This is a genomic window from Spirochaetota bacterium (assembly GCA_026415295.1).
In the GTDB taxonomy this organism is placed as follows: domain Bacteria; phylum Spirochaetota; class JAAYUW01; order JAAYUW01; family JAOAHJ01; genus JAOAHJ01.
In genome coordinates this window covers 1-17789 of sequence record JAOAHJ010000035.1, presented here as the reverse complement: position 1 = coordinate 17789, position 17789 = coordinate 1, and the positions used below count along the sequence as shown (strand labels likewise).

Here is a 17789-nt window from a genome sequence, read left to right as displayed (position 1 = left end):
CTTTAATTTATAATATAATTATTTCAAAATTGAATTTTTATGGAAAAAATAGATATTAAAAAATTATGGTTTAATGTTGATTCTAAATTAAAAGAAAAGATTACATCAATTTTTATTGATGCTTTTTATGAAAAGGATTTTTCACTATTAAGTAGAAATCCTCATAAGGTTTATAATCTATTTTTAAATGCATTTAAATATGAACTATTTTTTATAGTTTACTATGACTTGACACCTGTTGGAATATTTGCTTTATCTGATGGAATAAATAGATTTTTAAAATTTAGAATTAAAGATTTTATTAAAAATTTAGGATTAATTAAGGGGCTCATTGCTTATTTGTTTATGAAATATGAATATGAACAAAAAATTAAAATGAAGAAGGAGGGATTATATATAGATATTATTGCAATAAAAAAAGAATTTCAAGGAATGGGAATAGGAAAAAAAATAATAGAGTTTATAAGAAATTATTCTATTGAAAATAAAAAATATATAGAATTGGATGTTAATAGTAATAATTATAAAGCAATAAATTTATATGAAAAAAATGGATTTATTAAAATAAATGAAAAAAAAATATTTTTACTAAAAGGTTTAAAAGGATTTGATAAAAAAATAAGAATGGCATTAAATATTAATTTTGATATTTAATTTTTTTAGTTATAAATATAATAAATTATTTAATCTTATTTCTAAGGATTTTGTTGATTTTTTAAATTTTTTAAAAAAAATTAAAAATTTTATAATTTTTTATTGACTTTTTGTTAAGATGTATTAAAAATTATTTATGCAATCGTTTGCATAAAATTTTTAATATTTAAAAAATGAAAAAAATTAATTTAAAAAAACTTTCTTCTATTTCAGGTTATTCAGTTTCAACTATATCGAGAGCTCTAAATGATTCTAATCTTATAAAAAAAGAAACAAAGGAAAAAATTAAAAAATTAGCAAAAGAGTTAGATTATTATCCAAATATAAATGCTAAAGCCTTAAGTTCTAAAAAAACATATACTATAGGAATAATTTTATTTAGATCACCTATGCAATCGTTTGCAAATCCATTCTTCATAGAAGTTTTTAAAGGAATAAATGAAACTGCAAGCAGAAATGGCTATTTTACACTTAATGGATATATTGAGTTTGATAAAAAAAACTCAATTATTTTTGAACAAGCAAAATCCATTATAATGTCTCACAGAATAGATGGTGTTTTAGTTTTAGCATCAATTTATAATAATAATTTTATAGAATTTCTTTTAGAAAATAGAATTCCATTTGTTTTACTTGGAAAACCTTTAATAGATACAAATAATTGGATAGACAATGATAATTATGAAGCTTCCTATCGGATTACTAATCTTTTATTTAAAAATGGATATAAGAATCCTATTTTTATTTCTGGGTCTTCTGAGTATACGGTTTGCTATGATAGATTTAATGGTTTTATTAAAGCTTTATTAGAAAATAAATGCTTAAATAGTTTAGATAACTCAGAAAAAAATAAAAATGCTTTCATTTCTTTTAAAGATTTTGCAAATAAAAAATTGGGAAATTATGAAAAGTATGTTTATTTTATAGATTTTAATAATGTTAATATTGACAATATTGTTGATCAAATAGTAAAAAGAAAAAACGAGAATGATTCTGCTGTTATAATTGATGATTATGTTGCATTTTTATTTTTGGAAAAATTAAAACAGTTGAAAATTAATATTCCAAATGATTTTGGTATTGTAACATTTAATAATTCCTTTTTATCTCATATATCTACACCTAAATTGACTACAGTTGAAACATTCCCTGAAATATTGGGTGAAAAAATAACTGATAGTTTATTAAAAATCATAAATGATGATAGCTACAAAATAAAAAACCATATTGTTAAAACTGATATTATTTATGGAAATAGTATTTAAATAGTAATTATACTTTATAAAAAAGTTATGGACTTAAATTAAAATAAAAGAATAGTTTTTATGAAACAAAAAAAAATAATTGAAAATTATTATGTTTTTTTAGCAGATAATTCTTCTCTTTTTTCTTTTAATAGGGATGGTGCTTTTTCATCTATATTTTTTCCTGATAAAGATTATTATCAAAATTTATCTTCTTTTAATTCATGGATTTATATAGATGGAAAAACTTTTGAGCTTAATTCGAAAAACTTTTTAATTGATATTTGTTTTTCAGAAGATTATAGAATAGTAAATATTTTTTATTATCCTAAGCATCATTTATTAAGGTTATTTGGATACAAAGATATATTTATAAAAAAAATAAAGGATAAAAATAAAGATAATTTTAAAAATAATCTTAAAAATAAAGGATATTTCATAAAAAAAGAGATATTATTGGAAGAATTTAATAATAATGATGAGAAAAATAGCAAAATCAAAAGTTATTTATTAGTAAAGACTTTTTTTAATAATTTAAAAGTTTCAAGTTGTATTGAATATTATGTTTTTAAATTAAAAGATTCTGAAAATTATCATTCTGCTTCTTTATTATTACAACAAAATAATTTAATAAATAGTAGAATGATAAGTGTTTATAAGCAGGATATTAGAATAAATTTATTATCAAAAGATATTTTTATTTTTTATCCACTTCATCAAGGTTTTAAGAATAAAAAGTTTAATAATATATTTTCAAATTTAATAAACTTAATAAAAAATAAAGAAAAAATAGATTTTTACCAAAACAGTTATGAAACTTTAGCTAATAAAATTTTTATAGTTTATAATATTAACCAAAATGGTGGAAACTTCTTAGAAAGTAAATTAGAATTGGAATTTCTTGTTAAATCTATTGCTACTACAGAGAATCAAAATTTAAATGAATATGATGATTTTCAAGATTATATAGATAAAGAATTTATGGAGAAAGATATTTTAGAAAAAACTTCAATATATGTATTAAATAAATTGCAAACTAAAACAGGTGCAATACTTGCTTCTTTTGAACAAGATGAAAAATATGAATATTCCGGGGGATATGGTTACTGTTGGGGAAGAGATGCTGCTATTATTTCTGATATAATGGGTAAGAATGGTTTTAAAAATTATTCCAAGAAGTTTCTTGAATTTATTTTAAACGCATTTTCTGAAGATAATTATGTTCATCAAAGATATTATTCAAATGGCCTCAAAGCTCCATGTTGGGGTGATCAATATGATGAAACTGGTTTAATATTATGGAGTTTAAATAATTATTTAAAATATTTTAATGATATAAATTTTATATTAATTAATACAGATAAGATAATAAAATTAATAAAATTTTTAGTAAATTTATATGATAAAGATATCAATTTATTTAAACCATGTATGGATCTATGGGAAGAAAGGTTTGGATATCACCTATTTAGTCAAGTATCTTGTATAGAAGGATTAAAAGCTAGCTTTGATTTGATAGGTAGAATTGAGTTAGAAAAAAATGTTGATATTAAAAAAGAGTTTTATAAAGAGTTTAGTTTTTTTAAAAGTGATTTTGATGATTTTTATAAAATTTTTTATAAAAATCTAATAAATTCTTTTATGTATATTGATGAGAAGAAAGTAATTATAATAAGAAGTTTTCTCTTGAAAAACAAATTAAAAAATAGTAAAAACAAAAGAAATGATAAAATTAATAAAGATGAAATAAATTTTAATGAGAAATATAAACAAATTATTTCAAATTCAAATTTATATGAAAATTTAATTTTAAAAGGTTATTGTCCAGACTATACTCTAGATATTTCAAGTTTATGTTTAATTTATCCTTTTAATATAAACTTTTTATCTATAGATGAAAAGAAAAGGCTAATATATTTTATAGATAAAGCTCTATTAAATAGAAAAAACTTTTTTCATTATAGGTATGTTGGAGATAGATATTTTGGTGGCAATTCCTGGATAATAACAACTCTATGGCTTTATATTTCAAAAATAGAGTTGTTTAAGAACATTAAAAGTGATTTTGGATATGATTTTGAAAATTTAAATAAAGATATTGAATATATTATAAAAAAACTTAAAATAATAGCTAATAGTGTTGGATTTTTGCCAGAACAGATTGATAATAAAATGAATCCATTATGGATTCAACCCTTAGGATGGACACATGCTCTTGTTCTAGAGCTTTTTAATAAAAAGAAAAATTTAGGAGGTATTTTATGAAAAAAAGAGTTTTTTCACTTTTAGTTTTATCTCTAATTTTAATTTCTTTTTTTGTTTTATTTTCTTGTAAGCCTGGTGCTAAAGAGATAAAATCTGGAAAATTAACTATTTGGCACCAAATGGATCCAGCAGAAGAAGCTTTGCTTCAAGAATTGATAAAGAAATTTAATGAAAAATATCCAGACATTAAAATTGAAGCAGTTCACTATCAAACTGAAGATTTAAGAACAAATTATCAGACTGCAGCTGTAGCTGGTGAAGGTCCAGATATAGTTTATGGACCAGCTGATAATGTTGGAGTTTTTGCAACATTAAAAGGTGGTATTATAAAAACTTTAGATGAATATTTACCAAAAGATTTTGTTGCAAGCTTTTTAGATTTTGCTTTAGCTAACTTTAAATATAAAGGTAAAATATGGGGTCTACCTGATAGAATAGGGAATCACCTTATGTTAATTGTTAATAAAAAACTTCTTGACAAAAGAATAGACTCCTTTGATGAAATTATTAATAATTATGCTAGTTATGCTAAAAATTTAGAAGATAAAGATCCTAAAAATGATCAATGGCCAATAGTATTTTTTGCAAAAGAACCTTTCTGGTTCGTTGCTTTTTACGGTGCTTTTGGGGGTAATGTTTTTAAAAATGATAATGAGCCAGATTTAAATAATGAAGCTATGATAAAAGCTTTGAAATTTTATAAATCATTATATGATAAGAAAATTATACCTAAAGATTTAGATTATAATGCAGCAGATACATTGTTCAAGGAAGGAAAATCTTTAATGATAATTAATGGTGATTGGTCTTTAGGCAATTATCAACAAACTATGGATATTGTTACATTCCCAATACCCAAAGTTCCAGGTGGTAATTATCCAAAACCATATACATCTTCAAAAGGTTATTCTATAAATGCTAATATAAATGATAAACAGGTACAACTTGCAATTCAATTTTTAAAATTTGTTTTAAGCTACGAAAATCAAAAATTATGGGCAACAAAATTAAATATTTTACCAGCTAATAAAAAATATTTTGGAGAAATGGAAGCTGGTGCTTCTGCTGTTATAAAAGGTTCAATGGAACAACTTTCTTATGGTACTCCTATGCCAACAATTCCTGAAATGAGAGCTGTTTGGGATGCAATAAGACCAAATTTAGAAGCAGTATTAAATGGATCTAAGACTCCAGAACAAGCTGCTGCTGATATGCAGAAAGAAGCTTCAGAAAAAATTGCAAAAATGAAAGGACAATAATTATTTTAATATTTTGAAAAAATTGAAGTCCCCTTTTAATAAAAAGGGGGCTTCTTTTTTTTTTATTTTTATTTATTTATAATTGTTGAAATATTTTATGTATTATGTTAAAATATTTAGAGAGAATTATTTTTTTGAAAAATTATAAAATATTACATTCTATTTATTTTAGTTTATTATAGTTAAAATATAAATTTCAAAGTTTTTTATAGATAGTTTTATTATTTTTGATTATTAAGTTATTTTATTAAAAAATAATAAATAATATTTTTATATTTTTAATTGCTAAATAAACAGAGGTTTTTATGTTTAAAAGAGAATTCTGGATAAAGTATAAAACCCCCTATTTATTTTTATTTCCAGCATTTTTTGTTATATGTGTTATTGTTATTTATCCTATTGTTTATGAAATTTATATTTCATTTTTAAATAGAAACTTATATACATGGGGGACTAATGAGAAGTTTATTTTTCTAAAAAATTATATATCAATATTAAAATCAGTAGCATTTTATAAAATATTGGGAAGAACTATTTTGTGGACATTTATAAATTTAATTTTTCATGTTTATGGTGGTCTATATTATGCTCTTTTACTTGAAGAAAGGTTACCTGGACACAAATTTATTAGAAGTATTTTAATATTACCATGGGCAATACCTCAAGTTATTCTTGCTTTAGCATGGAGGGGAGAGTTTAATCCAGTTTTTGGTTTTATCAATGTTGTTTTAGGAAAAATTGGTATTGATCCTGTTCCATGGATGAATCATCCAATATGGACTTTTGTTGCTCCAGTTATTGTAAATATTTGGCTTGGAATACCATTTATGATGACAATAATATCAGGTGGCCTACAGTCTATAAATAAGGAGTTTTATGAAGCAGCAAAGATTGATGGAGCTTCTTATTTTCAACAACTAAGAGATATTACTTTACCATTGTTAAAACCAATTTTAACACCTGCAATTATTATTGGAACAATATGGACTTTTAATAATTTAAATGTTATTTACCTTGTTACTACACCATCTTCTTATGCTGATATACTAGTAACTTATGTTTATAAAGATGCTTTTGTCTTTTATAATTTTTCATCCGCAGCAGCATTTTCAATATTAATATTTTTAATCTTAGTTTTCTTTTCTTTGATTTATATTAAAATAACAGGTACTTTTAGTTTGAAAGGTAAAAATTTGATTTTTTATTAGTAAAAATTTAATAGGTGAATTATTATGAATTTAAAAAAAATATTAAAAGTAATGTTAATATATATTTTGCTGTTAATTGCAATAATTGTAACAGTTTATCCAATACTCAGAATTTTTACTATATCTTTAAGACCATACAATAAAGTTATGTCTACAGATTTATCAATAATTCCAGAGAATTTTACATTTCAAAATTATAAGGATCTATTTATAAAAAAACCATTTTTTTTATGGTTGAAAAATTCTTTGTTGATTTCTATTTTAACAGCATTCGTTTCTACAATTTTAGCAGTTTCTGCAGGATATGCTTTTTCAAGGTTTAATTTTCCTGGTAGAAAATTAGGTATGATTTTCTTGCTTGTATCTCAGATGCTTCCAGCTACAATGTTACTTATTCCTTTGTATGTTTTGTTAGCTAAAATGAAAATTATAAGTATATATATAAAAGTTGTTATAGTTTATTCATCTTCTGCTTTACCTTTTTCTATATGGCTTTTAAAGGGTTATTTTGATACTATACCTATAGACATAGAAGAATCAGGATTGATAGATGGAGCACCTATAGTAAAAGTATTTTATGATCTAATTCTACCTCTTGCAAAACCTGCCGTAGGAATTACTTTTCTTTTTTCTTTTATGACAGCTTGGTCAGACTATATAATTGCAAGAGTTATAATAACCAAAAAAGAACTTTTTACATGGCCACTTGGAATCGATAGTATGCAAGGGCAGTTTCAGACAGAATATGGTATGTTTGCTGCTGCTTCACTACTTCTTGCAATACCTGTTGTTATACTTTTTATGTATACATCAAAATATCTTATTTCTGGTTTAACCCTTGGATCTGTTAAGAACTAATTTTTATTAAAATTTGATTGAATATTTTATTTATATAAATCAATAAAATAAAAAATTAAAAAAAATATAAATAGAAAAAAATAAGTAAATATTTTTAGAAAAATTATTATTATTTTTATTTAAAAGATTTAAAAGTTAATTATTTATAATTTTGTAAATGGAGGAACCATGGGTAAGGTTGAATTAACTAATGTATGTAAGTCATATATAAAAGATAAATATGTTATAGAAAATTTTAATCTTATTATTGACGATGGGGAGTTTTGTGTTTTACTTGGTCCATCAGGTTGTGGGAAATCAACTGTATTAAGAATGATTGCAGGTCTTGAAGAAATCACAGGTGGAGAAATAAAGATAGATGGTAAAACTGTTAATCAAATAAGTCCAAAAGATAGAGATATTGCAATGGTTTTTCAGAGTTATGCTTTATATCCTCATTTTACAGTTTATCAAAACATAACATATCCTTTGAAAATAAAAAAAGTTTCTAAGGAAGAGCAAGACAAAATAGTAAATGAAGTTTCTGAGATATTAAATATAAAGCACCTTTTAAATAGATATCCAAAAGAACTTTCAGGAGGAGAGAGACAAAGAGTTGCTATAGGTAGAGCAATTGTTAGAAAACCTAAAGTATTTCTATTTGATGAGCCTCTGTCAAATTTGGATGCAAAATTAAGAAATTCCATGAGATCTGAGCTTAAATTGTTACAAAAAAAGCTAAATACAACTTTTATCTATGTCACTCATGATCAGGTAGAAGCTATGACAATGGGAACAAAGATTGTAGTAATGAATAAAGGGAAAATACAACAGATAAGTGATCCATTGAATCTCTACAATAACCCCAAAAATACTTTTGTTGCTTCTTTTATAGGAAATCCACCTATGAATTTATTTAAAATAAATAAATTGGATAATAAATTTAATTTTGGAACTTTTAATATAAAATTTGAAAATATTTTAAATTATGAAAATTTAATTGTTGGAATAAGACCAGAAAAATTAAGTTTTGAAAATGGTGAAGATAAAAATAACTTTTTTGAGGCTAAAATTTTAGTTATAGAACCTTTAGGTAAGGAATTTATTTATGCTATAGAGCCAATAAATAATATTTCGAAACATTCTGATTTTATCTCTTTAATTTCTCAAAAATATTATGATATTAAAGGAGATAATGTAAAAATATATTTTAATAGTAATGATATAAAAGTATATGATCCATCAAGTGAAGAGATAATTTTATAATTATATAAAGTTTATCAATTTTATTTATAGAAAGTAAAAACAAAAATAGAAAATTAAAACATTTAAATTTTAAAATTTTGTTTGATGAAATTTAAAAATTTGTTATAGATTATTTAACCAATCAAGGTTAAAGGGAACAGGGTGAAATTCCCTGGCTGTTCCCGCAGCTGTAATAGGTTTCGAAAGAGCTTTAAATCCACTGGGGAGAAACTATCCCTGGGAAGGAGCTCAAGTAGTTAGCCTTAAGCCAGAAAACCTTTCTTTGATTGGAAGCATCATATTCTATTCGGGAGGTGATAGAATATGGGTAGATTAAAATCTATCTTAATATTCTATTATGTATCAAATTTTATAAAAACTATTCTTAAATTTCAAATTTTAGTTTTTAAAGATCTTAACTTATTCAATTTATCAAGTTTGTCTAAATTATTTAAGGAAGATAAATTAGTTTTTATTTTCTTATAATTATTTTTTTACTTAATAATAAAAGTTTTTCTTTTATAAAGAAATTAAATAAAAGCCTCCCGAAAGGTAATCTATTTTTATTAAACAATTAAAGTTTTATTTAATATATTTTAATTTAAGGGAGGAAGGATGATAAATTTTATAAGAAAAAGAACAGGGCAAATAGTTTCTTATGATAGTAGTAGAATTACTGATGCTATTTTTAAGGCAGCTGTTGCAGTTGGTGGAACAGATTATGGACTTGCTGTTAGGTTAACAAAGAAGGTTGAGGAAGAACTTGTAAAAAAATTTGGAGATGGTGTACCAACAGTTGAAGAGATCCAAGATATAGTTGAAAAAGTACTTATAGAAAATGGTCATGCAAAGACAGCTAAAGCTTATATTTTGTATAGAGATAAGAAAAAATTCCTTAGGGAAACTAAAAATATCTTTTTGGATGTATTGAAAGTAGTTGATGGTTATGTTTGTCAAGGTGATTGGAGGGTAAATGAAAATTCAAATTCAGGTTATTCATTTTCTGGCCTTTTAATGCATGCGGCAGGTGAAATAGTTTCTCACTATACGCTTGAAAAAATTTATCCTGAAGATATATCCAAAGCACATAGATCAGGTGATATGCATATACATGATCTTTCTATGGGAATAGCTGGTTATTGTGCAGGTTGGTCTCTTAAAAATCTTCTTTATGAAGGTTTTGGTGGAGTTCCAAATAAAGTTGAAGCTGCTCCAGCAAAACATTTTTCAACAGCTTTGGGGCAAATGGTAAACTTTTTAGGAACACTTCAAAATGAATGGGCTGGAGCCCAAGCTTTCTCATCTTTTGATACTTATTTAGCTCCATTTGTTTATTATGATGGTCTTTCATACAAAGAGATAAAACAAGAAATTCAAAAATTTATTTTTAGTTTAAATGTTTCTTCAAGATGGGGAGGACAGACTCCATTTACAAATCTTACTTTTGATTTAAAAGTTCCAGAAGATTTAAAAGAGGAATATATTGTTCATGAAGGTAAAATAAAAGATAAAAAATATAAAGAATTTCAGAAAGAGATGGATCTTATAAATAAAGCTTTTCTTGAAGTTATGTATGAAGGAGATGCTAAAGGTAGAATTTTTACTTTTCCTATACCTACTTATAATATTACAAAAGATTTTGAATGGAATTCTGAAATATCAGATCTACTTTTTAAGGTTACTGGGAAATATGGATATCCATATTTTCAAAATTTTGTAAATTCTGATTTAAAACCTTCAGATGTTAGGTCAATGTGCTGTAGGCTTCAACTAGATTTAAGAGAACTTAAAAGCAAGACAAATGGAATATTTGGTGCAGGGGAATCTACAGGATCACTTGGAGTTGTAACACTTAATCTACCAAGAATTGGTTATATTTCAAAGACAAAAGAACAATTTTTTGCAAACCTTGATAGAGTTTTATTATTAGCATTTGAATCACTAGAAATTAAAAGAGATATAGTTCAAAAAAACCTTGATAGTGGGCTTTTTCCATATACTAATAGATATTTGGGTACTTTAGAACATCATTTTTCTACTATTGGAATTATTGGTATGAATGAAGCATTATATAATTTTATGAGAAAAAATATTTATGAAAAAGATGGTATAGAATTTGCATTGGAGATCATATATTATATAAAAAATAAATTAAAAGAGTTTCAGAAAAAGTCAGGACATTTATATAATCTTGAAGCAACCCCTGCAGAAGGTACTTCTTATAGACTTGCTAAACTTGATAAAGAAAAATATCCGGATATTATAACTGCTTCTGATTTAGCTATTATTAATGGTAATAAAGTTTCTGAAAATGTTGAACCATATTATACAAATTCAACACTTTTACCAGTTTTTTATAGTGATGATATTTATGAAGCTTTAGAACATCAAAATATATTTCAACCCCTTTATACTGGAGGAACAGTTTTTCATATTTTTGTGGGTGAAGAGATTTCGGATTATCAATCTGTAAAGGTGCTAATTAAAAAAGTATGTGAAAATTATAAAATTCCTTATTTTTCTGTTACTCCAACATTTTCTGTATGCCCAATACACGGGTATATTAGAGGAAAAGTTGAAAAATGTGAAATCTGTGGATCTGAAACAGAAATTTATTCAAGAGTTGTTGGTTATTATAGACCTGTTAATAACTGGAATAAAGGCAAAAAAGAGGAATTTTTTGAAAGAAAAACTTATAATTATGAAACCATCATCTATAAAGAATCTATTTAAATATAATTTTTTTTGAAAATTAATATATTAAAAGTAAATAATATGAATCGAAATGAATTTGAAATAGAAAGTAGAAAATTTAAAAAAAAAATAATAGCCGGAATTTTACCACTTTCTTTAAATGATTATCCAGGGGAAATTGCATCTGTTATTTTTTTTCAAGGATGTAACTTAAACTGTTTTTATTGTCATAACAGAGAACTTATAAAGGAGAAAGAGGGAAACTTTGATATTGAATATGCGCTCTCATTTATTAAAATGAGAAAAAACTTTATAACTGCAGTTGTTTTATCTGGTGGAGAACCTTTAGTTCATTGGAGAATATTACCATCTTTTATAAAAGAGATAAAAAATATCAGAAAAGATTTAAAAATAAAACTTGATACAAATGGTGTTTTTCTTGATAAATTAGGGGAAATGATTCAGAGTAAAGACATTTCTTTAGATAAGATTGCTATTGATATAAAAGGAGATCAAAAATTTTATGAAGGAAGTTTAAAAAATAAGGATTTTTATTTTCATATTGAAAAATTAATTGATTTTATAAATAATCTTTTAGATCAGCAAATTAATAGAAATAGAATCATTTTAAGGTCAACAATATTTTCTCCGGTTTTTAATAAAGATTTCTTGATATACCTATTTTCAAAAATAAAAGGGAATGTTAACTTCTATTTTCAATCAATGAAAAATGTAGGTGAATTTGATAAATTTAATAAAATCAACAAATGGGAATTTTATAACTTAATTAATAATAATTTTGTTTATAAAATTATATTAGAAAAAAAATTTAATATCTTTTATGATCTTGTAAAAATAATTTCTTAATCTTTTAATGCTCTTGTTGAATTAAATATTGCTATTATTGCTACCCCCATATCTCCAAAAACTGCTTCCCACATTGTAGCTATTCCTATGAACCCTAAAAATATAAATAAAACTTTTATTCCAAGAGCGAAAATTATATTTTGAATTAGGATTATCTTTGTTTTTTTAGCTATTTTAATTGCTTCAGAAATTTTGGTTAGAGAATCATCCATAATTACAATATCGGAAGTTTCAATGGCAGCATCTGAACCAAGGTTTCCCATGGATATCCCAATATCAGCTCTTGCAAGAACGGGGGCATCATTGATACCATCACCAACAAAAATAATTTTATCTTTTTTATCTTTTTGATTCATTAATTTTTCTAAAATAGAAACTTTATTCTCTGGTAATAGTTCAGCATAATATTCTTTTATACCAATTTTTCTAGATACTTCATCAGCTATATCTTTATTATCACCTGTTAACATAATTAAATTCTTAATTCCTAAACTTTTTAACTTATTAACAGCTTCAATAGAATCATTTTTAATTTCATCACTAATTATAATGTATCCAGCATATTTATTATCTATTGCAACATGAGCAATAGTTCCTGAAATATGACAAGTGTCATGATCTATGTTATATTCATGCATTAAATGGTCATTACCAATAAGTACAATTTTGTTATTAATTTTAGCTTTTATACCTTGTCCACCAATTTCGTGAAATTCTTGAATGATATTTATATCTATTTCTTTGCCATATGATTCTTTTATAGATAGAGCAATTGGATGATTTGAGCTAAATTCTGCTTCTGCAGATATTTCTAAAAGTTGTTCCTTAGTATAACCATTGTAAGGAACAATATCGGTAACTTTAAACACACCTTTAGTTATTGTTCCTGTTTTATCAAAAACTATAGTTTTTACTGAATTTAATGCATCAAGGTAATTTGAGCCTTTTATTAATATTCCCTTTTTAGAAGCACCACCAATACCACTAAAATAAGCAAGAGGAATACTAACTACAAGTGCACATGGACATGATATGACAAGAATAACTAAAGAACGATAGATCCACTTTATAAAACTTTGGTCTGGAATTAAAAGTGGAGGTAAAATAGCAGTTAATAAAGCTATTATTACAATTATAGGTGTATAATATTTTGCAAATTTAGTAAAAAATCTTTCTGTTTTAGCTTTTTTATGTATTGCATTTTCAACTAATTCCAAGATTTTATTAATTGAAGACTCATTGAAAGGTTTAGTTACTTCCATTGTTATTAATCCCGATTTGTTAATCATTCCAGCTAGTACTGTATCCCTTTCTTTAATAACTTTTTGTTTAGATTCACCTGTTAATGCAGATGTGTCAACCTGAGTGTTTCCAGAAACTACAATTCCATCTAAAGGAATCTTTTCTCCAGGTTTAACAATTACTTTGTCCCCTATTTTAACTTCTTCTGGTGATACCTTTTTTACTTCGTTTGAAGTAACTAAATTTGCATAATTAGGTTTTATTTCAAGTAGAGATTTTATTAATTTTCTTGATCTATTTACAGATAAATCTTGAAGAAATTCGCCAACTTTGTAGAATAGCATAACCCCTGAAGCTTCTGGCAATTCATGAATAGCTATTGCTCCTAATGTAGCAATTGTCATCAAAAAATTTTCATTAAAAATACCGCCTTTAAAAAGGTTTTTTACTGCTTTTAATATAACTTTCCATCCTGATAATATATAAATAGTTAAAAATAAAATGTACTCAGGAATGTGATAAGGTATAGTTTCCATTTGTTTATTAAAAATTAATCCTAATAAATAAAAAACAAATATTATTGAGATAAAAGTTAGTTCTTTTTTGGGATTGAAACTTTCATAAATCTCATTTTCTTCTTTTTTTGAAATTATTATTTTTACTCCAGGTTCTATTTTATCAATCTCTTTTTGAACTTTTTTGATATCAGAGGTGTCAATAAGTATAGAAAGAGTAGCAAAATCTATAGAAACTGATTTTACAAATTTCAATTTTTTAAGAGATTCCTCTAATTTATAAGCACATTTTGGGCAATCTAAATTTTCTAATTTAAATTTATTCATAAAAATTACTCCTTTTTTTCTGTAATATGCAAAAATCCCTGTTTATAAATTTGTTTAACATGGTTATCTTTAAGAGAATAATAAACTACTTTTCCATCTTTTCTATATTTTACAAGATTTGCTTGTTTTAGTAATCTTAGTTGATGCGAAATTGCTGAAATATTCATTCCTAAAACAGAAGCTATATCACAGACGCACATTTCTGAATAGAATAAAGTATTTACTATTTTTAATCTTGTAGGATCACTGAAAACCTTAAAAAATTCACTTATTTCTGAGATTAATTGATCATTTGGCATATTTTTTTTGGCTTTTGAGACTAAATCATTATGGATTATTACATTTTTACAAATTTCAAAATTATTGTTTTTCATATTTTTTTCTTAATTTTTAATATTTGAATATATGCTCAATTGAACAATTAATAAAATATATCATTTTTTATTTTTTGTCAATATGAAAATCAAATAATCATTTTATTTAAGTATAAAATTTTTTTATATCTTAATTTTAAATTTTAATAAATAAAAATAAATATTTAATTAATTTTTAACAAATAGGATAAATAATTTATTAAAATAAATTGATAAGAAAATTTTAAAAAAAATTTTAATTTAAAGTTGACATTAATATAATTTGAATTATAATAAAATATATAATATTATTATTATAAATATTTATTTCAAAACTCATTCAAAATTTTCTATTATTTAATAATCATACTTAAGTAATTATTAAATTTTATTTACTGATTTTTTATTTTTTAATCTTTTTTTATTATTTCTAGTTTCTTGAGGAACATAGACAGTTTAAACTATTTTAAATTTTTATAAAAATTTCATTTAAAAAATTTTTATATTATGTAATTTAAGTTTTATTTACTATTAAAAAAGTAAAATAAAAAAAGTAAAAAAATTAAATAGTAAAATTAAATGATAAAGAATAGGTTAATAAAAAATCATATAATAAAAAATTAAAAATAAAAGGAGGTTTTTATGAAAAAAATCATTAATACTATATTTCTTCTGACTGTAATCATTTATTTATTCTTTTTTGCGAGTTGTAGGGAAGTTATACCAAAAGTAAGTGCTCCTATATTTACTCCTGAGGGTGGGACTTTTAATGATTATCTATATGTTACAATTTATTGCCCAACAACTGATGCAACTATAAGATATACTCTTGATGGATCACCCCCATCTCCTTCTTATGGTATTATTTACAATCAACCGATTGAAATAACAACAACTACTACTATAAGAGCAATTGCCTATAGAGATTTAATGAAAAGTTCTGAGGTTGTAAGTGCTACATTCACCATTTTAAAAGTAGCTCCAATAAGTATATCACCTAAAGGGGCTACCTATAACAGTACACAAACTATAACTATTTCATGTCCAACTCCAGGAGCAACTATAAAATATACTATGGATGGTACTGATCCTTCTCCAACATATGGAAATGTTTATACATTACCTCTACAAATTGGCTCTGATACAAATTTAAAAGTTATAGCTTACAAAGAAGGAATGACACCATCCAATATAGTTCAAGAAATATATTATTTTACAAAAGTTGCTACACCTTCTTTTAGTTTAAGTGGAGGGACATATAATGATTATATTACATTGGAAATTAACTGTGTAACTGAAGGAGCAACTATAAAATATACTACAGATGGGAGTGATCCTTCAGAAACAAATGGAACAACTTATAGTAATCCAATTCAGATTACTTCTTCAACGCAAATAAAGGCTATTGCTTTCAAAAGTGGTTTAGATAATTCTGAAATAACTTCGGCATTCTATATATTAAAAGCATCTGATCCATCATTCTCTCCTACTGGAGGGACTTATAATAATAGTCAAACAGTATCAATATCTTGTGCTACACCTTCTGCTACTATTAAATATACTATAGATGGCAGTGATCCTATCAATGGCCAAACATATACAGGTCCTATTGATGTATTAGTTAATACAACAATAAAGGCAATAGCTATAAAGTCGGGGTTAAACAATTCAAATGTTATTACATCTGTTTATAATATCTCAAAGGTAGCTACTCCTATTATTAATCCTCAAGGAGGAACATATAGTGAACCGGTAACAGTTTCTATATCTTGCCCAACTCCAGGAGCAACTATAAGATATACTACTGATGGTTCAAATCCTTCTCAATCAAATGGAACAGTTTATTCAACTCCTATTAATATTAATTCAACTACTACTATTAAGGCTATTGCATACAAATCAGGGATGAATGATTCTTCTATTGCAAGCGAAACTTTTACTATTAATCTAAATCAAGTAGCTCCTCCAATTATTAGTCCTAATGGAGGCACTTATATAAACTCTCAAACAGTAACTATTACTACAAATACTTCAGGAGCTACAATTAGATATACAACAGATGGAACAATTCCATCTTCATCTTATGGTAATATTTACAGTGGACCTATAAATTTAACTACGAATACAACTATAAATGCTATAGCTTATAAAGGTGGAATGACTGATTCACAAGTAACAAGTGCTATTTTTAATATTAAAGTTGCTGCACCAACATTTAGCCTTGCAAGTGGTACTTATAATGGAACTCAAAGTGTAAATATAAATTGTTCAACAAGTGGGGCAACAATTAGGTATACAACAGATGGAAGCAATCCTACACCTACTTATGGTTTCCTTTACACTGGAGCAATAAATATTTCTACAAATACAACATTAAAAGCAATTGCTTATAAGTCAAACATGACAGATTCAGATATTACAACTTCAACTTATTATATAAAAGTAGCAACTCCTACTTTTAGCCCATCTCCAGGAACATATATATCACAGCAATCTATAACAATAAGTTGTTCAACAAGTGGTGCTACTATTAAATATACAACTGATGGAACAGATCCTTCTCCTACTAATGGAAATACTTATTCTGGAGCTATAACTATAACTGCTTCTACAACATTAAAAGCTATGGCTTATAAAGCAAATATGGTAAATTCTGATGTTAATGGTGGAAATTATGTAATTAAAGTAGCAAATCCTACTTTTAGCCCATCTCCAGGAACATATACATCAGGGCAATCTGTAACAATAAATTGTTCAACAAGTGGAGCAACTATAAGATATACTCTTGATGGATCTACCCCAACATCGACAAGTGGAACTATTTACTCAGGACCAATAACAGTTTCAAACTGTAAAGTAATAAAAGCTATTGCTTATAAGAGTGGGCTTGCTGACTCAGATGTTACTACTGCAAATTATGTAATAAACCCATTTTCAGGTTTGCGTTTAATAAAAGATAATATTAATAAAAATCAGAGTACCGAGGATGTTCATATTAGTGGGAATTATGCTTATCTAGCAGCTGCTACATATGGATTAATAATAGTAAATATTTCAAGTCCTTCAAATCCATCTATAG

General features: G+C 25.0%; 13 protein-coding genes and 1 riboswitch. Of the genes, 11 read left to right on the top strand and 2 right to left on the bottom strand.

Annotation, left to right across the window (positions count from 1 at the left end):
- Positions 1-39 precede the first annotated feature (39 nt).
- The 10 genes from N3A58_08305 (at position 40) to N3A58_08260 (ending at position 12273) form a co-directional block, all read left to right on the top strand.
- On the top strand, positions 40-654 hold the full coding sequence (locus tag N3A58_08305) for a GNAT family N-acetyltransferase (protein MCX8059401.1): 615 nt from the start codon (positions 40-42) through the stop codon (positions 652-654).
- Positions 655-827: 173 nt separating this feature from the next.
- Positions 828-1919, top strand: a complete 1092-nt coding sequence (locus tag N3A58_08300) for a substrate-binding domain-containing protein (protein MCX8059400.1) — start codon at positions 828-830, stop codon at positions 1917-1919.
- 60 nt (positions 1920-1979) lie between these two features.
- Positions 1980-4163: a hypothetical protein gene (locus N3A58_08295; protein MCX8059399.1), complete on the top strand. Its 2184-nt coding sequence runs from the start codon at positions 1980-1982 to the stop codon at positions 4161-4163.
- Positions 4160-5422 carry an extracellular solute-binding protein gene (locus N3A58_08290; protein MCX8059398.1) on the top strand — a complete coding sequence of 421 codons (1263 nt, stop codon included), beginning with the start codon at positions 4160-4162 and terminating at the stop codon, positions 5420-5422. Before N3A58_08295 ends, N3A58_08290 begins: the two co-directional genes overlap by 4 nt.
- Before the next feature lie 305 nt (positions 5423-5727).
- The gene (locus N3A58_08285) at positions 5728-6630 is read left to right on the top strand and encodes a sugar ABC transporter permease (protein ID MCX8059397.1); all 903 of its coding nucleotides are present in this window, start codon (positions 5728-5730) and stop codon (positions 6628-6630) included.
- A gap of 24 nt (positions 6631-6654) precedes the next feature.
- A complete protein-coding gene (locus N3A58_08280; GenBank protein ID MCX8059396.1) occupies positions 6655-7488 on the top strand; it encodes an ABC transporter permease subunit in 834 nt (277 codons plus the stop codon).
- 168 nt (positions 7489-7656) lie between these two features.
- Complete coding sequence (locus N3A58_08275) at positions 7657-8733, top strand: ABC transporter ATP-binding protein (protein ID MCX8059395.1); 1077 nt, start codon at positions 7657-7659, stop codon at positions 8731-8733.
- Between the two features lie 89 nt (positions 8734-8822).
- Positions 8823-9012, top strand: a riboswitch (cobalamin riboswitch).
- Between the two features lie 24 nt (positions 9013-9036).
- On the top strand, positions 9037-9198 hold the full coding sequence (locus N3A58_08270) for a hypothetical protein (protein ID MCX8059394.1): 162 nt from the start codon (positions 9037-9039) through the stop codon (positions 9196-9198).
- A 129-nt stretch (positions 9199-9327) separates the two neighbouring features.
- Entirely contained in the window at positions 9328-11445 is a 2118-nt protein-coding gene (locus tag N3A58_08265) for a ribonucleoside triphosphate reductase (protein MCX8059393.1), read from the top strand.
- 42 nt (positions 11446-11487) lie between these two features.
- Positions 11488-12273 (top strand): anaerobic ribonucleoside-triphosphate reductase activating protein, encoded by a 786-nt coding sequence (locus N3A58_08260; GenBank protein ID MCX8059392.1) that lies wholly within the window; start codon positions 11488-11490, stop codon positions 12271-12273.
- Here N3A58_08260 and N3A58_08255 read toward each other — a convergent pair.
- Together N3A58_08255 and N3A58_08250 are read right to left on the bottom strand one after the other, a co-directional pair.
- Positions 12270-14357 carry a heavy metal translocating P-type ATPase gene (locus N3A58_08255; GenBank protein ID MCX8059391.1) on the bottom strand — a complete coding sequence of 696 codons (2088 nt, stop codon included), beginning with the start codon at positions 14355-14357 and terminating at the stop codon, positions 12270-12272. The genes N3A58_08260 and N3A58_08255 overlap by 4 nt on opposite strands.
- 5 nt (positions 14358-14362) lie before the next feature.
- Complete coding sequence (locus tag N3A58_08250; GenBank protein MCX8059390.1) at positions 14363-14731, bottom strand: metalloregulator ArsR/SmtB family transcription factor; 369 nt, start codon at positions 14729-14731, stop codon at positions 14363-14365.
- A gap of 621 nt (positions 14732-15352) precedes the next feature.
- On the opposite strand from N3A58_08250, the gene N3A58_08245 reads away from it, so the two are divergent.
- Positions 15353-17789: chitobiase/beta-hexosaminidase C-terminal domain-containing protein (locus tag N3A58_08245; GenBank protein MCX8059389.1), on the top strand; the 2437-nt coding region annotated here is incomplete at its 3' end.